The organism is Pseudomonas proteolytica (genome assembly GCF_007858275.1).
GTDB classification, from domain to species: domain Bacteria; phylum Pseudomonadota; class Gammaproteobacteria; order Pseudomonadales; family Pseudomonadaceae; genus Aquipseudomonas; species Aquipseudomonas proteolytica.
In genome coordinates, this window is record NZ_VFEV01000068.1 from 1 (window position 1) to 19,161 (window position 19,161).

Here is a 19,161-nt window from a genome sequence, read left to right on the forward strand (position 1 = left end):
ATCCGATATTGATTTGGGGGGTAAACCGGCAGGACGCCGGTTTAGCCGCGCTGGGCCATGGATGGCCCATCGCGGCGGCCCCCCAAATCAATGTCGGATTACGGGCACACCGAGCCTAGGCGAGGTGCCGAGTGGTGGGGCAAGAGCGTTTTGCTTACTTTTGCGCTGTTCAAAAGTGAGCCGCCGTAAGGGCGGAACCCATGGCCGCCGTTACCGCAGCAATGGATATGCCCCCTACATCAGCGCAAAACCCAGAGCCCAGAAGTATCAGAGAGTTGTGTAGATACTCATGCCGCGATGGCCATAGGTATCTACACAACTTTCAGAAACTGACGAACTCCCCGTGGCGATGCGGCGTCCCGACAAGCCCGCTCGCCACAACTGCGCTATCTGCCTGGATTTAGGCGTTGCGGCGTAGTTGTGTAGATACCTATGCCGCGATGGCAAAGTGTCAGTCGATACATTAGTTGACTGATACACCGCCATCGCGGGCAAGCCCGCTCCCACATAGGTATTGCAGTGCTTTCAGGGCGCCAACGCCTTGATCACCTGATCCACATTCCCTTCCAGTTCCGCCACCGGGTCTGCGCCGTCAGTGCTCAGCACCAGCAGCTTCGATCCCCCCGCGCTGATGGCCGTTTTCACTGCCTCAGTCGGTTGACGATGGTGCAGTACCAGTGCCACGTCGTTGTCCTTCAGGCTGGTCGTCAATGTTTGCAACGCCTCGGCGGACCATTCGGTATCCGGTCGCGGATCGGTGCTGACCAACTCCAGGTTCAACCCACTCACCAGATAAGCAAAATGATCGCTCAGGCTGACCACGCTCAGGTTGTCGGCCTGGGCCAGGCGTGCCTCGCTGTCGGCAGTGAGCTTGAGCAGGCGTTGCTTGAGGCTGGCCAGGTTGCTGTCGATTTGTGCCTTGGCGCCAGGCGCCAGGCGGCTCAGGTCGGCGGCCATGACATCGGCCATGCGCCCCAGGTTGTTGCTCGATTGCCACGGCTGGCTGTTGAGGCCATCCACCGTCCCTGGTTGCAGGGCCACGCCCGGCAAACCACCGTCTACCGGGCGCGCGGCGTCCACTTCGACGATGCGGATATTGCTGCGTCGGGCCACGGGGTACAGCGGGTCATCCGGCCACAGCGAACGCAGGCCGATCGCGGCGTCGGCGTCCAGCGCCAGGGTGTGCAGGGCCGGCGCACCGCGGCCGGTAAAGTAGGAGGTCTGGCGCGAACCCGGCAGGTTGGCCGGGGCCGCGCGTTCAAGCTTGACCTGGGTGCCCTTGAGCAGGGTTTCGGCCAGGCCGTAGGTTACGGGCAAGGCCGCCAGGACCTTGACCGGTTTGGCCGATTGGGCGGCGGCCGGCAGTGGTTTGGCAGGGGCGGCTGCCAGCAGCGCAGGGCTGATCAGGCAAGCGATGGCCAGGGCCAGGGGGCGTAGAACAGGGCGCATTATCCAAGATTCCCTTTCAGGCTGGGGACCGTGCCGCGCGCAATGGCGGCCAGGGCGAAGGCGATGCCGGCGACAAGGATGATCGCGGCACCGGACGGGATGGGCAGGTCGAAGATGATCGGCAGCAGAATCCCGCACAGGGTGCTGACCGTGGCAATCACCACCGAGATCCAGAAGAACCCCTTGAGCGACTGGCTCAACAGGCGCGCCGCAGCGGCCGGAATCACCAGCAGGGCACCCACCAGGATCGCGCCGATGACCTTGACTGCCGCCACGGTGATCAGGGTCACGAGGATCACGAACAGGTAGTCCAGGGTCTTCACGGCCACACCACGCACGGCGGCCAGCTGTGGGTTGAAGCTGGCGAGCATGATGCGGTTGTACAGCGGCAGCGCCAGGGCCATCACCAGTGACCCGACAATCGCCAGCACCAGCAGGTCATTGCCGTTGACGGTCAGGACCGAACCAAACAGCACGTTCTCCAGGATGTGCACGTTGATCTTGCCCGCCAGGATCAGCAACAGGCTTGCGCCCAGCGCCAGGGACACCGAGAGGAACACGCCGATCAGCGTATCGGGGGCCAGGCCGGTGCGGTTGCGCAGGTAGTTGAGCAGGATGCCGAACAACAGGCAGTAACCGAACAGGCTGCCGTAAGGCCCGGTGTAGGGTTCCCCCAGCAGAATGCCCACGGCCACGCCGGTGAGTGCGGCGTGGCCGACAGCTTCGGAGAAGAACGCAAAGCGTTTGACCACCACCAGCGTGCCCAGGCCACCCAGCACCGGGCCGATCAGCAGGCCGGCGAGCAGGGCGTTGACCACAAACCCATAGGCCAGGGCTTCCGGCAGGTAGCCGGACGAGGCCCAGCCCTGGACCATCAAGCGAAAGGCTTCGTAGCTCATTGGGCTGCGCTCCGTGGGTGAGTGGAAAACAGCGTCAGCAGGCGCTCCGGGGTCAGTGCCTCTTTGGGCGTGGCGTCGAACAGCAAGCGGCGGTTCAGGCCGGTGACACGGTCCGCCAGGCGACCGACGGCCTCCAGGTCGTGTTCGATCCACAGCACGGTGATCCCGGCCTGGCGCCAGTCGCCCAGCAGGCGTTCGAACACCTGGATCCCGGCTTCGTCGAGGGCCGACATCGGTTCATCGAGCACCAACAGTTGCGGCGCCGGGATCAAGCCCTGGGCCAGCAACACTCGCTGGCGCTCACCGCCGGACAGCGCGCCCATGCGACGCTTGCGCTTGTCTTGCATGCCCACGCGCTCCAGCGCCTCGCCAATTGCGCCGGCGTAATGCCGGGACAGGCCGAGAAAGGCCGGGCGCCGCTGGCACATCGCGGCCATGAAGTCATCGACGGTCATCGGCAGGCCCCGGTCGAATTCCAAGGCCTGGGGCACGTAGCCGATGGTGCCGGGAGTACCCGGCCAATGCAGGCTCAGTTGGCCCTGGTGCGGGGTCTGCCCCAGCAGCGTCTTGATCAGCGAACTCTTGCCGCCGCCGTTGGGGCCGACCAGGGCGTGGATACTGCCCGGTTGCACCTGGAAGCTGACGTTATCGAGGATCGCGGTACGGCCCAGGGTCAGCGAGACGTTTTCGAACTCAATCGTTGGGCCGATGCTGGCCACATTCAGGTGTTCAGCCGCCGTCATGCCCCCGACTCCTGAATGGCGCGGACCACGGTATTGAGGTTGCCGGTCATTTCCACTTCATATTTCTCGGCGCTGTATTCACCGTAGGAAATATGCGACAGCGGGTACAGCTTGACCCCCGACTCGCGCTGGATGGTATCGACGTAGGAGGACGGGAAATCCATCTCCGAGAAGATCACCTTCACGTCCAGCTCGCGCAGTTGGTCGATGGTTTTTTTCAGTTGGCTCGGGCTTGGCTCGATGCCATGGGCCGGTTCCACTACGGCGGTCACTTCCAGGCCGAACTCGCGCAACAGGTAGTCGTAGGCGGCATGCACCGTGGCCACGCGCAGGTCGGCGTTGGGCGCGCTGGTGAGTTTGGCCAGGGCATCGGCGCGCATCTGGCGCAGGCGCTTGCCATAGGCGCGGGCATTCTGGGTGTAGGCCTTGGCGTTGTCCGGGTCGAGCTTGCCCAGTTCCCGGGCGATGTTGTTGACCTGGGCAATGGAGGCGCTGATGGACAGGAAGGTGTGCGGGTTGACCACCTTGCCGGCGCCACGGGCCGCGTTGCCGGTGGCCGCCAGCAACGGCACATTGGCGTTGGCTTCTATCACCGGGATGTCCGGGCGCTCGCTGGTGGCGATCATGCGGTCGGCAAAGTCATCATGGCCAACGCCATTGAGCACGATCACGTCTAGGGTGCCAATGCGCTTGATATCTTCGGCGCGCGGCTCGTAGGCATGGGGGTTGAAGCCGGCCGGAATCAGCGGCACCACTTCGGCCTTGTCGCCGACGATGTTCGCCACGTAGCTGTAGTAAGGGTGCAGGGTGATACCGATACGCAGGCGCTTGGCCGCCTCGGCATTGGCCAGTGGGGTCAGCAAGACGCTGAACAGGCCCACCAGCAGCAGGCGGAGCAAGGGAGATGACATAGACATGGGTAATCGATCTTCTCTCGGAGACAGCGTGAATTCAGTGGCGATGCTGGCGGGTGACGCCAGCGTCGAATTGCGCAACGACCTGCTGCCAGCCAGCGGCGATCAGCCCCTGGTCGCTCAGGTCGGTGGGGGCAGCCAGATTGGCGCTGCGGTTGAGCCAGATATCCGGCTCGCTACCGTTCACGCGCATCAGCAGTGAACCGCTGGTGTCATTGGCCTGGCTCAAGCCCAGGTACGCAGAAGGCGCCAACAACTGCCAGCGGTGGTCGCCACGGCTGACCGAACTGGCGTCCTGGGCGAAGGGCGCGAAGCCTTCTTCGGCCAGTTGTGTGGGCGTCGGCAGCGCGCTTTGTTCCTGCGCCAGCAACTGGATTTCATCCAGGGTCACCCGCAGGTCGGCGTAGATGCCTTGCTCGGCGGCGCTCAAGTCGCGACGGGCGTCCAGTTGGTGGCTGGGCACAGCCGCGACTTCCTGGGTTTCGCCATGCAGCGACACCACGGTGCCGGCGACGGCCAGGATAATCAGGCACAGCAACAGGACGTAGAGGGTCTCGTGGCCGGCACCGGCCGGCCGGACAACCTGGGTGTTGCCTGGGCTCACGCGGGTCATGGTGCCTGGATATCCGCTTGGTCGATCTCGACAACGTGGCCGGGACCGGCGTCAAACAGCACGTAGAACTCGCTGGCAGGTTTCTTGAAGGTCAACGTCGAGTCGGCCCCCAGCTTGCCGGGTACCAGGATGGTTTCGTCGTAGCCGATCACATCCAGGGTCACGCCGGGCGCGCCGCTGCCATCGGAGAAGCCGCCCGTGCACTGGATCTGCTCGCCGGGGATTTCCTTGCATTCGCACATCGGGTTGTGGGCCAGGGCGTAGTTGCTCGCACCCAGGCTGAGGGCCAGCACGGCGCAGGTGCGGGTCAGGCGCAGTAGGTTCATGGTTTGACTCCTTGCTTGTTCAACCAGGCGACAGTGGCAGGCGAAGCCTGACTCAAGGGAATGGAAGCCTGTTGCATGCTGCCGTCCCAGCCTTCCATGGTGATCCACAGTTCGGCGTCGGGCGGGGTGCGTTCGGGGATTGGCAGGGCGGCGCCCATGCGGTACGGGGTACCGAAGAAAATCACTCCGGCGGCCCGCAGGCTGCGGGGTTTGCCGATGCGCAGGTAAGTGGCCTTGACCTGATCGCCACAGGTGGCGCACAGGGCGGCATTGAAGGATTTCATCGGCCCGGCCGGATTGGGGCGGGGCGCTTCATTGCGTAGCTCAGCCAGGGTGATGCTCCATGGGCCGACCTGCACCTCGCCTATCTCGCGCTCGCCCAGGCCGGCGTCGCCGCGAAACAGCGCAGCGTCGGCAAAGTACTTGGGCATAAAGCCCAGGGGTACCAGCAACAACAGGATATTGATGTGGAACCGCCATTTGAGCCAGAAGGCGCGCAGCGGCGAGGGCGCTTGTACGGTGGTGGCCTTGCTCATTACTTGCCCTCCGAAGTTTCAGCCTGCAGGGCGCCGATGGGGTTGGCTGGCGTAGGGTTGCGCGTAGCCTTGCTGCTGCGCTTGAGAGCGTGCAGCGTAGCCAGGGCGGTGCGCTTGCTCCAGATCAACAGACCGCTGAGCACCATCATGCTCAGCAACAGGCCGAAGAAGAACCAGACCAGCTTGATCCAGATCCCGCCAAAGTCGCCGGTGTGCAACGGGCGCATGGACTCGGTGACGAACTCCAGGCCCGAGCGGTCGGACAGCAGGTGTGTGGCGGCAATTTCACCGTTGTAGGGGTTGATATCGGCGGTCTGGAACATCAGCGGGTACCAGCCACGGCCGCCGATACTCAGGTGGCTGTAGGCATTGCTCGGCAGGCCGACGAAGCTGACGTCGAACCCCGGGATGCGCTGGCTGGCGATGTTGATGGCATCGTCCAGCGCGATCGTCGGTGGCGGTACGCCAGGCGCCGACAACGGCACTTTGTCCCGGGCGATCACCGGCACGACGGCCTCGCTGGAGATGGTGATCTGGTTGTCCGAGAGAATCGCCTGGATCAAGAACCAGGTGCCGGTGATGGAGATCACCGCGATAAACCAGATCGACCAGATGCCGCTCAGACGGTGGAAATCCCCCCAGAAAATCCGCGCGCCGTGCTTGAAACGCAGGGTGGGCTTGAAGAAACCTTTCCAGAACCGCTTGTACACCACCAGGCCAGTGACCAGCGATGCGAGCATCGGCAACCCAAGGAATGACACCAGGTACCAGCCCCAGCTGAAGCCATTGGTGAACGGCACCAGCCACCAGCCATGCAGGGCGCGGGTGAACTGGCGGAAGTTGAACGATGGGCTGATGCCCTGGATGACCCCCGTATACGGGTTGACGTAGACCGCCACGGAGCGGCCATCGGGGTAGCTGATGTCGACGTCGAGGGCAAAGTGCGACTCGTCCGGACGGACGATGGACTCGACAATGGCCTTGGGCTCGGCCTGCTTGATCGCAGCCAGGATTTGGTCGTAAGTGAGCAGTTCGGCATCGTCCGACGGCTTGCTGGCGCGCATTTCCGGGTTGGCCAGCCACACGATTTCCTGGCTGACCACCGCCAGGGTCCCGGTGACGCAGACGATCAGTACGAAGAACCAGATGGGCAATGCCAGCCAGCTGTGTACGAGAAACCAGAGTTTGGAGCGTGACTTCTTCGACATGTCTAGGAGGGTCTTGATCGGAGGGGGGCAGAAAAGGCCCGGGAAAGGCCGGTCGTAGCTTTTGCTTACGCGACGGGCTGTATCTAAGTTAAGACGGATGAGAATCGCAAAACCCTAAGGCGGAAATGAAAGCAAATGTTTCCAATGCGCAACAAACACATGTAGGAGCTGGCTCGCCAGCGAAAATCTCTAACGATTACGCGGGTTACCTGTTGCTATTGTTCTCGGGTTTTTCGCCGGCAAGCCGGCTCCTACAGGTGATTGGGGTTAGGCGAACAGCTCCTTGGCGCGCTGGCGGATCTGTTCCTCGGTCAGTTCTTCGGTATGGGTGGCAAGGAACCAGACATGCCCGAAGGGATCTTTCACTGTGCCCGAGCGATCGCCGTAGAACCGATCCTCGGGTTCGCAAATGCCTGTACCGCCGGCCGCGATCGCTTGTTTGTACTGCGCGTCGACGTCCGCCACATAGAGGTGCAAGCCAACACTGGCAGGATGCTCTCCAGGGGTGCCAAGCGGCATTTCGGCACAAGGTGACGCCAGCATGATCGGCGAGTCGCCAATGCGCAGCTCGGCATGGCCGACCTTGCCATCGGGCATATCCAGGCGCATGACAACGGTGGCACCGAAGGCCTTCTTGTAGAACTCGATGGCTTCAGCGGCCTTGTCGATACCCAAGTAGGGCGTGATGCTGTGATAGCCCTCGGGGATAGGTTTGACGCTCATTTCGCTCTCCTTGATGGTTGTTCAGGGGCCCGGTTTTTCCGGTTTCCTCACTATAGGCCAAGTTTTTCGTCGCCTCCTGGCAGCCGACGACCGTGCTGTAACGGCGTCCTGAACATTTTCTCCAACAGAGGCTTGACCTTGACTTAACTAGAGGTCTTACCCTGCACGGCACCTACAACTAAAGGGGATTTGTCATGCAGACTTGCGCGAAAAGTCATGGGTTTACCCAATTAATCGAGTTTCAGATCGAGCCTCGCCAGCAGTCCGCCCTGGTGTCGGCGCTGTCTGAGCAGACCGAGCGCCTGGCCCAAGGCCATGAGGGTTTTTTGAGTGCCAGTGTGCAGGTCAGTGATGATGGACGGCGCGTGCTCAACTACCTGCAATGGCAGACCCGCGAAGATGGCGATGCGGCGTTCAATCGCCTGGAGTGCGAGGGCGGGGACTTCTGGACCTTGATTTGCGCCCACCAGGCCACGGCCGTGACCTTCGGTTCATTCCAGGTGCTGCGCAGTATCGAGCGCAGCGCCGACAATGCACTGGCGTGCAACTTATATCGATAGATGCAACATGCGTTCGCCTTGCAGGTTTTCCCCGGGGCGGCGCTTGTTGACCGCCAGTTCGCCGATCTTGATCAGGCGTGTGCGCGTGACATTGCGGCTCAGGCCCAGCAGGTTGGCGGTGTGCACCTGGTTGTAGTGGCTGAAACGGTAGGCGGCGCGTAGCAGCGCGTCTTCGACCTTCTCATGGAGTGCGCCGGCCTGTTCGTCAAACAGCTTCTGGAAGGCCCGCTCCAATAAGGCTTCGGCACTATTGTCGACCCCGTGCTGGCTGTCGTCCTGGCGCTCGATGCGCATATTCGAGAGGCGCAGGTCGTCGCGCTCGATCACACCGTTGCGGCAAATCAGCAAGGTGTGATGAATGACGTTTTCCAACTCGCGGATATTGCCCGGCCAACTGTAGCTCCTGAGCTTTTGCTCGGCCTCGGGGCTGATGGTGATGGGGCCGTAGCCCAGGCGCTGGCTGTAGGCGTCGATAAAGTGGCGGGTCAGGGGCAGGATGTCGCCGGGGCGTTCGCGCAACGGGCTCAGTTCCAGGCTGACCACGTCCAGGCGGTAATACAGGTCTTCACGGAAATGCCCGGCGTTGATGGCCTTTTCCAGTTGCACATTGGTCGCCGCCAGTACCCGCACGTCAATGGCAATGCTCTTGCGTGAGCCCAGGCGCACCACTTCGCGCTCTTGCAGGACGCGCAGCAGCTTGACCTGGATGGCCATGGGCAGATCACCGATCTCATCGAGGAACAAGGTGCCGCCGTCGGCCTCTTCGAACCAGCCGGCCTTGGCGCTGAGGGCGCCAGTGAACGCGCCTTTTTCATGGCCGAATAACTCCGCTTCCACCAGGGATTCGGAAAACGCCCCACAATTGACCGCCACGAAGGGCCGGTTGCCCCGGGCGCTGAGGTTGTGGATGTGGCGGGCCACCAGCTCTTTACCGGTGCCGGTTTCGCCGATGATCAGCACGCTGGCTTCGCTGGGGGCCACTTGCTGGATATGCGCGAGCAGGGCCTGGGACTTGGGGTCTTCGAAGACTTGCGCGGTGGCGCGAATCGACGTGGCGAGGGCGGGCGAGGGCGGTAGGGTCAAAAGCTGCATGGGCACCTCTAGGAATAGAACGTTGGCGTCGGCAGGGACTGGTTCAAGGCCCAGTCGCCCAATTCGTGGAGTTTGTAGTCCACCGGGTCGTGCAGGCTTTGGGTGCGCAGGTTGCGCCAGTGGCGGTCCAGGCGCAGCGAGGCGTGGGTGGAGCGGGCGCCGGTGACCTCAAACAGGCGGCTGCACAGCTCCAGGCCGTTGCGGGTGGCGGCGACCTTGGCCGTGGCGATGGCAATCGCCAGTTGCCCACGCTCGTGTTCGCTCAAGGCAGGGCCCTTGGCCCAGGCCTGGTCCAGCAGCTCGGCGGCCCGTTGTACCAGTAGGCGCACGCCTTCGAGTGCGACCCAGAATTCGCCGTAGTGGCTGAGCACATAAGGGTCCTGACGCACATCCTGGACGCTGGATTTATGCCAGGGCCGTGTTTCGGCGAGGGTGTAGTCACGCGCTTCCTCAAACGCGCCTTCGGCAATGCCGAGGAACATTTGGGTGAACGTCAGTTGGGCAATCAGCGGACGCAGGCAGGCGAACGGTGTGCTCAGGGGACCGGGGTCCAGCAACAGTTCCGACTCTTCGACCCTGACGCGCTCGAAGCTGGTGCTGCCGCTGTCGGTCTGGCGTTGGCCGATACTGTTCCAGTCGTTGTGCACGGTGATGCCGCTGCGTGCGCTGGGGATGGCGGCGATCAGCAGCTTGCCGCCGGCGCTTTCATCGACTGCCGAGGCGATCAGCATCTGTGAGTCGCTGGCGCCGGAGCAGAAGCTCTTTTTTCCGGAGAATTCGCGCCAGCCGCCAAAGTCCTTGACCACCGTGCGCGTATCCAGGGGGTTGAGGGCATTGCCCCAGAACCAGTGCTTGCGGGCGGTCTGTTCGAACCAGGGCTGCCATTGCTCTGGGCGGGAAAACAGGCGCACGGTGGCCAGCATCAGATGATGGAAGCCGAAGACGTGGGCGATGGAGCTGTCGACCTTGGCGAACTCGCGCACGACCTCCAGGGTTTCGCTCCAGCGTGCGCCAAGGCCGCCGTACTGGGTGGGAATGCTCAGTGCCAGCAGGCCACTGTGGCGCAGGGCATCGCGCTCGGCCTTGGGCGTGCCGCCGCGCTCGTCACGCTCTACGGCGCTGAGGGCGAACTCGGCGGCCAGCAGCTTGGCGGTTTGCAAAGGGGATGGCAGGACGCTATGGGGTTTGGCTGGCACGCGGTGCTCCTGAAAAATCACATGCGCTGTAGGCACCGGCATGCCGGCTCCTACAAAGGTGGGTCAGGCTTTTGCGGTGGCAGGCAGCACATCGTTGGCGATCATTTCGCCGAACGGCCCGGTAAGGTTGGTGATGCCGCGTCCGGTCAGGCTGGCGTAGGGTTCGGGCAGCAGCGGGAATACCAGCTCGGCAAAGCGATAGGCTTCTTCCAGGTGCGGGTAGCCGGAGAAGATGAAGCTCTCGATGCCCAGGTCGGCGTATTCCTTGATCCGCTCGGCCACTTGTTGTGGGTTGCCTACCAGCGCGGTGCCGGCGCCTCCGCGTACCAGGCCGACGCCGGCCCACAGGTTGGGGGCGATTTGCAGGTTGTCGCGCCGCCCATCGTGCAGGGCGGCCATGCGGCGCTGGCCTTCGGAGTCAAAGCGCGAGAAGGATTTTTGCGCGGCGGCGATGGTCTCGTCGCTGATGTGTTCGATCAACTTGGCTGCTGCCTGCCAGGCTTCGTCTTCGGTTTCGCGCACAATCACATGCAGGCGGATGCCGAACTTGACGGTGCGACCATGGCGCGCCGCACGTTCGCGTACATCGGCGAGTTTCTCGGCGACGGCTGCGGGCGGTTCGCCCCAGGTCAGGTACACGTCGACCTGTTCGGCGGCGAGATCGTGGGCCGCATCGGACGAGCCGCCGAAGTATAGCGGCGGGTAAGGTTTCTGAACCGGCGGATAAAGGGCCTTGGCGTTCTGCACCTTCAGGTGTTTACCTTCAAAGTCCACGGACTCGCCTTGCAATACTCGACGCCAGATCTTGAGGAATTCATCGGTCACCTCATAACGTTCACTGTGGTCGAGGAAGCTGCCGTCACCACGGTTTTCATCGGGATCGCCGCCGGTCACCACGTTGATCAGCAGTCGGCCGTTGGACAGGCGGTCGAGGGTGGCGGCCATGCGCGCGGACACGGTGGGCGAGATGATCCCCGGGCGGATTGCCACCAGGTAGCGCAGGCGTTCGGTCAAGGGCACTAGTGCCGAGGCAATCACCCAGGAGTCTTCGCAGGAGCGGCCGGTGGGAATCAGCACGCCGTGGTAGCCGAGGTTATCGGCGGCCTGGGCTACTTGCTTCAGATAGTTGAGGGTGACTGGGCGCGCACCCTGGGTAGTCCCCAGGAAATGGCCGTCGCCATGGGTCGGAAGAAACCAGAAAACATCCATGACAAGTCCTTGAGCGATGTTCAACAGAGAGTGTTGCCCGGCCAACAGTTGTGGAAACAACAGTTGCGGCGTTGGGGGACCGTTATAGAACGTCTGGTTTATTCCGTAAACGAACGTATTTCTCTATTTATAGATCCATAAGGAATATGTCGGATTGGCTGATAGCGACTATCACAGCGGATGATTTTTCCCTGCAAAGGCGTGGGAGTAGCCTGTGTTCATTGCCTTGACGCCCGATTCGCAGGACCTTCGCCATGAACCACTACCTCACTGTTGCCTTGTTGCTGGTTGCCTCTTTGCTTGCCGGTTGCGCCTCCCCTCCGGCACCCGAGTTGCGGCCCTACACCGCCGAGGAGGCCAAGCAGTTGGCGATGGAAGGGCTTAACCGCCGTGGCTTGTCGTTTGACGAATATCAACAGAAGAAAGCCGAGCTGTCTGCCCAGCCACAGACACCTTTTGGCTTTGATCGCCAGGGTGAAATGAACGCAGAGCGCAACGTGATGTTGCATGACCGTCCCAGCTAAAAGCGTTGGCGGTGGTCCCGAGCCCGAAGTTCTTCGCAGGAACTTCGGGCTTTTTGTTTTCCATCCTTTTCATCGAGCCTGTTAAGCTCAATTTCAGGAGCGTTCCTACGCACTTTTCAATTCTTTAACGGCATCCGATCGGGTTAACCTGACGATCTCTGTACTGGTCGCTGCCCCTGGGACGCTGATCTCGGGAACATGCTCTGCGGGTCTTTAAACGTCATGAATAAACGTCCTTTGTATTTCGACTACGCCGCCACCACACCGGTGGATGAGCGAGTCATCCAGGCCATGGTCGAGTGCCTGGGTTTCAACGCCAATTTCGGTAACCCTGCATCCAGCTCCCATGCGTTTGGCCAACAGGCCCGGCACACGGTCGAGCAGGCGCGTCGGCAGGTGGCGGAGCTGGTCGGCGCCCAGCCCGAACAGATCGTCTGGACCTCGGGCGCCACCGAATCCAACAACCTGGCGCTCAAGGGCGTGGCCCAGGCGCGGGGCGTGGCCGGTGGTCATATCATCACCAGCCAGATCGAGCATAAGGCGACGCTGGACACCGCGCGCCAACTGCAGGAGGCCGGGGTTGCCGTGACCTACCTGGTGCCGGACGCCGATGGCCTGATCACCGCCGAGGCGGTCAGCCAGGCACTGCGTGAAGACACGTTCCTGGTGTCGTTGATGCTGGTCAACAACGAACTGGGTACGCTCAACGACATCCCGGCCATTGGCGCGCGAGTGCGTGAGCATGGCGCACTGCTGCATGTGGATGCGGCGCAAGGGGCGGGCAAGGTCGAGATCGACCTGGCGCGCTGGCCGGTCGACCTTATGTCGTTTTCTGCACACAAGCTGTATGGCCCCAAAGGCATCGGTGCGTTGTATGTCGGGCCGCGGGCGCAGCAGAACGTCACCGCACAGATCCACGGGGGTGGTCATGAAGGTGGGCTGCGCTCGGGTACCCTGGCGACCCACCAGATTGCAGGCATGGGCAGTGCCTTTGCGTTGGCCGGGCAATTTTTTGCTGAAGAGTCGGTGGGGATTGTCGCCCTGCGCCAGCGTCTGCTGGAGCAAGTGCTGGCTATCCCCGGCGTGCGCCTGAACGGCAGTGCCACCCAGCGCATTCCCCACACCTTGAGCCTGACGTTCAGCGAGGGTGAGTTCAATTCGGCGGCCTTGAGCGCCGGTATCGCGTTTTCGGCGACCTCTGCCTGTAATTCGGCAAGCAATGCGCCGTCCCATGTATTGCTTGCCCTGGGGCATGATGCGCGCAGCGCCGGTCGCACCATTCGCCTGAGCTTGGGGCGCTTCACCACCGAGCAGGATATCGATCAGGCGGTGCAATTGATCAAGAGCTCGCTGGCCAGCGCACCGGCCTTCTGGGCGGTTTGAAACATATAAAAATTATTAGTGGTTAGCAGGAGACAAGATGAGTACGCAGCCTTTGACCCATGGAACGGTTCCCCAGCGCCTGGCGCATACCCGCGAGTTGATGAAGCGCGAGGGCATCGATGCCCTGCTGGTGCCATCGGCCGATCCGCACCTGTCCGAATACCTGCCGGGTTACTGGCAGGGGCGGCAGTGGTTGTCGGGGTTTCATGGTTCGGTAGGCACGCTGATCGTTACGGCTGATTTTGCCGGTGTCTGGGCTGACAGCCGTTACTGGGAGCAGGCGAGCAAGGAGCTGGACGGCAGCGGTATTGAGTTGGTGAAGCTGCAACCGGGGCAGCCCGGCCCGTTGGAATGGTTGGGTGAGAACACTCCAGAAGGTGGGGTAGTGGCAGTGGACGGCGCGGTGATGGCCGTTGCATCGGCCCGCACCCTGGGCAGCAAGTTGGCGGAGCGTGGCGCTTGCCTGCGTACTGATATCGATTTGTTGAGTGAGGTCTGGACTGACCGTCCCGAGCTGCCAAACCAGCCGATCTACCAGCACCTGCCGCCCCAGGCCACCGTCAGCCGAGGCGAAAAGCTCGCGGCACTGCGCGCCAGCCTGAAGGACAAAGGCGCCGATTGGCATTTCATTGCCACCCTGGATGACATTGCCTGGCTGTTCAACCTGCGCGGTGCAGATGTTTCGTTCAACCCGGTGTTTGTGTCGTTCGCCCTGATCAACCAGCAGCAGGCAACGCTATTTGTTGCCCTCGGCAAGGTCGATGCCTCGTTGCGTGGGGTGCTGGAACAGGATGGCGTGACACTGCGTGACTATAGTGAAGTGGCGGCGGCCCTGGCTGAAGTGCCGGACGGTGCCAGCCTGCAGGTGGATCCAGCACGCGTGACTGCCGGGTTGCTGGATAACCTGGGCAGTGGCGTCAAGCTGGTGGAAGGGCTCAACCCGACCACGCTGGCCAAGTCTCGCAAAAGCCTGGCGGATGCTGAGCATATTCGCCGGGCGATGGAACAGGATGGTGCGGCCTTGTGCGAGTTTTTCGCCTGGCTGGACTCGGCCCTGGGGCGCGAGCGCATCACTGAGCTGACAATCGATGAACACCTGACTGCCGCACGAACCCGGCGCCCCGATTATGTGTCGCTGAGTTTCAATACCATCGCCGCGTTCAACGGCAATGGCGCGATGCCCCATTACCACGCCACGGAAGAAGAGCACGCGGTGATCGAGGGTGATGGCCTGCTGTTGATCGACTCAGGTGGCCAGTACCTGGGCGGCACCACTGATATCACGCGCATGGTGCCAATCGGCACGCCGAGCGAAGAGCAGAAGCGCGATTGCACCCGTGTGCTCAAGGGCGTGATTGCCCTGTCGCGCGCGCAATTTCCCAAGGGCATTCTCTCTCCGTTGCTGGACGCCATCGCCCGTGCGCCGATCTGGGCTGAAGGTGTGGATTACGGTCATGGCACCGGTCACGGGGTTGGCTACTTTCTCAATGTCCATGAAGGCCCGCAGGTGATTGCCTACCAGGCTGCGGCCGCGCCGCAAACCGCGATGCAGCCGGGAATGATCACCTCCATTGAACCGGGCACTTATCGTCCGGGGCGTTGGGGGGTGCGTATCGAGAACCTGGTGTTGAACCGGGAGGCGGATAAGACCGAGTTCGGTGAGTTCCTCAAGTTCGAAACCCTGACGCTGTGCCCGATCGATACCCGTTGCCTGGTACCGTCATTGTTGACGATCGAGGAGCGGCAGTGGTTCAACGACTACCACGCTGAGGTGCGTCAACGCTTGAGCCCGTTGCTCAGTGGCGCCGCGCTTGAGTGGTTGCAAGTGCGTACGGCCGCGATATAAGGGCTGACTGCTCGCAGGTCTGGGCCTGCGAGCAGGATGCTGGTGTTAACTCAAGGCTTCGCGGACAAAATCCAGGCGATCCTGGCCGAAGAACAGTTGTTGACCGACAAACAGGCTAGGCGCACCAAACACGCCACGGGCAATCGCTTCTTCGGTCTTGTGCTTGAGGGCGTCCTTTACTGCCTCATCCTGGGTCAATTCCAGCACCTGGGCCGGATCGAAGCCGTGTTCCGCCAGGACCTGCGCGACGACTGCCGGATCACCCAGGTTGCGTCCATCCACCCATAAGGCCCGGAACAGGCAGTCGATGAAGTCGATAAAACGCTCTGGCTGGTGCAATTGAATGCCGGTGACGGCGCGCATCAGTGTCAGGGTGTTGATAGGGAAGTGCGGGTTGAACGTGAGGGGCACACCGTAACGCTTGGCGTAACGTGCCAAGTCTTGCAGCATGTAGCGGCCCTTGGCCGCAATGGTGATGGGCGAGGCATTGCCGGTGGCTTTGAAGATGCCACCCAGCAGGATGGGTTGGTACGCCAGCTGGCTGCCGGTTTCGGCACAGATTCCAGGTAGTTGGGTGTAGGCCAGGTAGGTGGTGGGGCTGCCGAGGTCGAAGAAAAATTCCAGGGTTTTGTTCATGTCGGATGCTCGCTGCTTATTGTTATGTAGGCGTGCTTACCAGGTTTCATTCCAGGGGCGCAGGTCCAGTTCGAAGGTCCAGGCGTCCCGTGGCTGGCTGTGCAGGTGCCAATAGTTGTCGGCGATATGCTCGGGATCAAGGATGCCATCCTGGTCCTTGAGTGCGTATTTGGTTGGGAAGTTGTCGCGGATGAAGTCGGTGTCGATGGCGCCATCTACTACCACGTGAGCTACATGGATGTTCATCGGGCCAAGCTCGCGCGCCATGCTTTGAGCGAGGGCGCGAATGCCGTGCTTGGCGCCGGCGAAGGCAGCGAAGCCGGCGGCGCCGCGTAACCCGGCTGTGGCACCGGTAAACAGGATAGTCCCGCGCTGGCGGGTCACCATGCGCTTGGCCACTTCCCGGGCATTCAGGAAGCCTGAGAAGCAGGCCATCTCCCAGATCTTGAAATATTTGCGTGCGGTTTCTTCGAGGATGCTGCAAGGCACATTGGCGCCGATGTTGAACACGAAGGCTTCAATCGGACCCAGCTCGCTTTCGATCTGCTCGATCAGCGCGATCACCTCATCCTCCTTGCGCGCATCACAGGCAAAGCCGTGGGCTTCGCCACCGGCCGCTTGAATACTCTCCACCAGAGGCTGCAGTTTGTCGGCACTGCGTCGGGTGACGCAGGCCACATAACCTTCACGGGCAAAACGTTTGGCGATGGCGCCGCCTGTAGCGTCGCCTGCGCCGACGACCAGCACGATTTTCTTATTTTCAGTCATGGGAAACCCTTTAGTAAACGGTCGTTAACTAAACGCACGTTATGCTACGCTTCGGCGGGCGTCAAGGTGGTGAATTCATGGGGAGAAGCGATGCGCTATTCAGTCAGTCACAAGCAGCAAACCAGAGATAAGCTCCTGCAGAGCAGCGCGGCCCTGGCTAAAAAAGAAGGGTTTGCCAGTGTTGGCGTGGATGGTTTGATGAAGGCCATTGGCTTGAGTGGAGGGGCGTTCTATAGCCATTTTTCCTCCAAGGACGCGTTGTTCAGCTCAATCGTCGAGCACGAGTTGAGCCAAAGCCTTGCGCGTTTGGGGGAAGGGGAGGTGCAGAGTCGAGAGCGCCTGGACCGCTGCCTCAAGATCTATTTGAGCATGGCCCACGTGGAGCAGGTGCAAGACGGGTGCGCATTGCCGAGCATGGGGGCGGAGATTGCTCGTGCTGATATAGCTGTACGCCAGCAGGCGCAAGAGTGGATTTGTCGGTTGCAGGCCAACTGGGCACGGACTTTGGAGAGTGACAGCTTGGCCTGGGCGATGTTGTCCCAGTGCGTGGGGGCACTGGTGGTGGCTAGAATGATGGTTGACCCGGACGTTCAGGCGCAGGTGCTTTCATCGAGCTATAAAGAGCTCAGCCAGAGGATCGCCCAGCCATGACTACTTACTTGCAGAGCACGATCATGCTGCGGCTGGTATAGCCGGCAGGGTTGATACCGAAAGGGTAGTCACCTGGCTCTTCGGTGTTGTCGCCGGACTTGGCGATCACCCGATAGCCCTTCTTGCCGCACGAGTTGGCTGCGCTGGTGTAGCACTGATCCCAGGAGGAGGACAGGCCAGAGCAGTTGATATGCAGCCCTTTCTTTCCGCGTTTGACTTCGGTCTTGGTGGTTGCGGCACATCCCGCCAGGGCGATGACGACAAGCACTATCAAAATTCGCTTCATTACCATCCTTAATAGCCGCGCCGTTGGAATGCCCGATGCTGGCTTTGCTCGCTCTCAAGTCTAGCGTTCGTGGATGTCCTTATTCGAAAATCTCCATGACTGACACTGAGTTACGGCCTAAACATGGCCTAATTGAGCGGCAAATGCCAGAGCTTCGTTAAATCCTGTCTCAATCTGCCGCGACGATTGGCTTTGACTGGCTGCGCATGGTCAGCGTTGCACCCACGGAGGCCAGGATAATGCAGGCGATCGCGAGCCATTGGGCCAGGGACAGGTATTCCTGAAGGAAAAACAGACCGGAAAGCGCGCCGAATGCGGGCTCGATACTCATCAAGGTACCGAAGGTGCGTGCGGGCAGTCGGGTCAGAGCGACCATCTCCAGGGTATAGGGAAGGGCAGTTGAAAGAATCGCCACGCCAATGGCGATGGGAATCAGCGCGGGTGTCAGCAGGGCGCTACCGGCATGGACGATACCGATAGGGGCCACGAACAGTGCGGCGATCATTACGCCAAGGGCGGCTGTTTGGACGCCGTTGTCCGCGCCAGCTTTTTGCCCGAACAGAATATAGAGTGCCCAGCAGATACCCGCCCCCAAAGCGTAGGCCGCCCCGGTCAGGTCGATGCCTTGACTGGCTTCACCAACCGGTATCAAGAGCAGTAGGCCGATGATGGCCAAGGCGATCCACAGGAAGTCAACGGCGCGCCGCGAGGCATAGATGGCCACGGCCAGTGGCCCGGTGAATTCCAGGGCCACTGCAATTCCCAAGGGCACGGTGCGCAATGACATATAGAAGAGGAAGTTCATGCCGCCAAGCGCCATCCCGTAGACGATGACGGTGCGCAGTGACTTGGCGGTGAGTTTTGCGCGCCAGGGGCGAAGCAACAGCAGCATGATGATGCTGGCGAAAACCAGGCGCAGCGTAGTGGTGCCTTGGGCGCCGACAATCGGGAACATGCTTTTGGCCAGCGACGCACCTGACTGGATGGAGGCCATGGCGATGAGCAGCAGGCCGACAGGGAAAAGTGCGGAGCCCAGGCTGCGGGATGAGGTGGTCATTGGGGGGTGTTTGTCCAGGTCATATAAAGGCAGAAGCCACTATGATGATCAACTGGTTCGAAATGGGCAATATATTGCTCAAATTTGTGCGTGCTATCTGTAGAGCGAAGGGGCTTTGAGTATTTCGATAGGAAAACCAAATTAACGGTTGACGGCGAATTATATCTGTCTATAATTCGCCCCACTTCCGGCGCAGTCGAAACGGAAAACTCCTTGGTAAACAATGAGTTATGCGAGATTCGACAGCAAGTTGCTTCAGTTCATCGAAGCCAAAAGGAAGTTGAAAAAGAGGTGTTGACAGCAGCGTGTAACGCTGTAGAATTCGCCTCCCGCTGACGAGAGATCTGAAGCGCAAGTGGTTGAAGTTGTTGAGGAAAACCTCGAAAGCTTCTGAAAATAACCACTTGACAGCAAATGAGGCTGCTGTAGAATGCGCGCCTCGGTTGAGACGAAAGATCTTAACCAACCGCTCTTTAACAACTGAATCAAGCAATTCGTGTGGGTGCTTGTGGAGTCAGACTGATAGTCAACAAGATTATCAG

21 protein-coding genes are annotated in these 19,161 nt (G+C 61.2%); 5 read left to right on the forward strand and 16 right to left on the reverse strand.

What is annotated here, in order from left to right; translation table 11 throughout:
• Positions 1-525: 525 nt before the first annotated feature.
• The 9 genes from FIV38_RS29045 to FIV38_RS29085 form a co-directional block, all read right to left on the reverse strand.
• Entirely contained in the window at positions 526-1,449 is a 924-nt protein-coding gene (locus tag FIV38_RS29045) for a metal ABC transporter solute-binding protein, Zn/Mn family (RefSeq protein ID WP_029300630.1), read from the reverse strand.
• The gene (locus FIV38_RS29050) at positions 1,449-2,348 is read right to left on the reverse strand and encodes a metal ABC transporter permease (RefSeq protein ID WP_029300631.1); all 900 of its coding nucleotides are present in this window, start codon (positions 2,346-2,348) and stop codon (positions 1,449-1,451) included. Before FIV38_RS29050 ends, FIV38_RS29045 begins: the two co-directional genes overlap by 1 nt.
• Positions 2,345-3,091 (reverse strand): metal ABC transporter ATP-binding protein, encoded by a 747-nt coding sequence (locus tag FIV38_RS29055; protein ID WP_092235327.1) that lies wholly within the window; start codon positions 3,089-3,091, stop codon positions 2,345-2,347. The genes FIV38_RS29050 and FIV38_RS29055 overlap by 4 nt, the downstream gene beginning before the upstream one ends.
• A complete protein-coding gene (locus FIV38_RS29060) occupies positions 3,088-4,008 on the reverse strand; it encodes a metal ABC transporter substrate-binding protein (protein ID WP_092235330.1) in 921 nt (306 codons plus the stop codon). Before FIV38_RS29060 ends, FIV38_RS29055 begins: the two co-directional genes overlap by 4 nt.
• A gap of 34 nt (positions 4,009-4,042) precedes the next feature.
• Positions 4,043-4,618 (reverse strand): DUF6162 family protein, encoded by a 576-nt coding sequence (locus tag FIV38_RS29065; RefSeq protein ID WP_092235333.1) that lies wholly within the window; start codon positions 4,616-4,618, stop codon positions 4,043-4,045.
• The gene (locus FIV38_RS29070) at positions 4,615-4,944 is read right to left on the reverse strand and encodes a hypothetical protein (protein ID WP_029300639.1); all 330 of its coding nucleotides are present in this window, start codon (positions 4,942-4,944) and stop codon (positions 4,615-4,617) included. The genes FIV38_RS29065 and FIV38_RS29070 overlap by 4 nt, the downstream gene beginning before the upstream one ends.
• Complete coding sequence (locus FIV38_RS29075) at positions 4,941-5,480, reverse strand: hypothetical protein (protein WP_029300641.1); 540 nt, start codon at positions 5,478-5,480, stop codon at positions 4,941-4,943. The genes FIV38_RS29070 and FIV38_RS29075 overlap by 4 nt, the downstream gene beginning before the upstream one ends.
• Positions 5,480-6,688, reverse strand: coding sequence for a PepSY-associated TM helix domain-containing protein (locus tag FIV38_RS29080; RefSeq protein ID WP_092235336.1), 1,209 nt, complete (start codon positions 6,686-6,688; stop codon positions 5,480-5,482). The genes FIV38_RS29075 and FIV38_RS29080 overlap by 1 nt, the downstream gene beginning before the upstream one ends.
• A 267-nt stretch (positions 6,689-6,955) precedes the next feature.
• Positions 6,956-7,411, reverse strand: a complete 456-nt coding sequence (locus FIV38_RS29085; protein WP_029300644.1) for a VOC family protein — start codon at positions 7,409-7,411, stop codon at positions 6,956-6,958.
• A gap of 194 nt (positions 7,412-7,605) precedes the next feature.
• On the opposite strand from FIV38_RS29085, the gene FIV38_RS29090 reads away from it, so the two are divergent.
• Positions 7,606-7,971, forward strand: a complete 366-nt coding sequence (locus FIV38_RS29090) for an antibiotic biosynthesis monooxygenase (protein ID WP_029300646.1) — start codon at positions 7,606-7,608, stop codon at positions 7,969-7,971.
• On the opposite strand, the gene FIV38_RS29095 is transcribed toward FIV38_RS29090, so the two are convergent.
• From FIV38_RS29095 to ssuD, 3 genes are all read right to left on the reverse strand, one after another.
• Complete coding sequence (locus tag FIV38_RS29095; RefSeq protein WP_092235339.1) at positions 7,960-9,063, reverse strand: sigma-54 interaction domain-containing protein; 1,104 nt, start codon at positions 9,061-9,063, stop codon at positions 7,960-7,962. The genes FIV38_RS29090 and FIV38_RS29095 overlap by 12 nt on opposite strands.
• 8 nt (positions 9,064-9,071) lie before the next feature.
• Positions 9,072-10,259: an acyl-CoA dehydrogenase family protein gene (locus FIV38_RS29100; RefSeq protein ID WP_092237386.1), complete on the reverse strand. Its 1,188-nt coding sequence runs from the start codon at positions 10,257-10,259 to the stop codon at positions 9,072-9,074.
• A gap of 63 nt (positions 10,260-10,322) precedes the next feature.
• Positions 10,323-11,468, reverse strand: coding sequence for an FMNH2-dependent alkanesulfonate monooxygenase (ssuD, locus tag FIV38_RS29105; RefSeq protein ID WP_092235342.1), 1,146 nt, complete (start codon positions 11,466-11,468; stop codon positions 10,323-10,325).
• 254 nt (positions 11,469-11,722) lie between these two features.
• Between ssuD and FIV38_RS29110 the strand changes: the two genes are divergently transcribed.
• The 3 genes from FIV38_RS29110 to FIV38_RS29120 all read left to right on the forward strand — a co-directional run bounded on the left by FIV38_RS29110 (position 11,723) and on the right by FIV38_RS29120 (position 15,221).
• Entirely contained in the window at positions 11,723-11,992 is a 270-nt protein-coding gene (locus tag FIV38_RS29110) for a hypothetical protein (RefSeq protein WP_092235345.1), read from the forward strand.
• Between the two features lie 222 nt (positions 11,993-12,214).
• The gene (locus FIV38_RS29115) at positions 12,215-13,375 is read left to right on the forward strand and encodes a cysteine desulfurase family protein (RefSeq protein ID WP_092235347.1); all 1,161 of its coding nucleotides are present in this window, start codon (positions 12,215-12,217) and stop codon (positions 13,373-13,375) included.
• A gap of 37 nt (positions 13,376-13,412) precedes the next feature.
• On the forward strand, positions 13,413-15,221 hold the full coding sequence (locus FIV38_RS29120) for an aminopeptidase P family protein (RefSeq protein ID WP_092235350.1): 1,809 nt from the start codon (positions 13,413-13,415) through the stop codon (positions 15,219-15,221).
• Between the two features lie 45 nt (positions 15,222-15,266).
• On the opposite strand, the gene FIV38_RS29125 is transcribed toward FIV38_RS29120, so the two are convergent.
• A complete protein-coding gene (locus FIV38_RS29125) occupies positions 15,267-15,857 on the reverse strand; it encodes a 2-hydroxychromene-2-carboxylate isomerase (protein ID WP_092235353.1) in 591 nt (196 codons plus the stop codon).
• A 36-nt stretch (positions 15,858-15,893) separates the two neighbouring features.
• Entirely contained in the window at positions 15,894-16,625 is a 732-nt protein-coding gene (locus tag FIV38_RS29130; protein ID WP_092235356.1) for an SDR family oxidoreductase, read from the reverse strand.
• Positions 16,626-16,715: 90 nt separating this feature from the next.
• Here FIV38_RS29130 and FIV38_RS29135 point away from each other — a divergent pair, with 90 nt between their 5' ends.
• Positions 16,716-17,276 carry a TetR/AcrR family transcriptional regulator gene (locus FIV38_RS29135; protein WP_092235360.1) on the forward strand — a complete coding sequence of 187 codons (561 nt, stop codon included), beginning with the start codon at positions 16,716-16,718 and terminating at the stop codon, positions 17,274-17,276.
• Between the two features lie 4 nt (positions 17,277-17,280).
• Here FIV38_RS29135 and FIV38_RS29140 read toward each other — a convergent pair whose 3' ends face one another.
• Both FIV38_RS29140 and rhtA read right to left on the reverse strand, forming a co-directional pair.
• Positions 17,281-17,562 (reverse strand): hypothetical protein, encoded by a 282-nt coding sequence (locus FIV38_RS29140; protein ID WP_029300660.1) that lies wholly within the window; start codon positions 17,560-17,562, stop codon positions 17,281-17,283.
• Positions 17,563-17,731: 169 nt separating this feature from the next.
• Complete coding sequence (gene rhtA / locus FIV38_RS29145; RefSeq protein ID WP_070996204.1) at positions 17,732-18,619, reverse strand: threonine/homoserine exporter RhtA; 888 nt, start codon at positions 18,617-18,619, stop codon at positions 17,732-17,734.
• Positions 18,620-19,161: the final 542 nt, after the last annotated feature.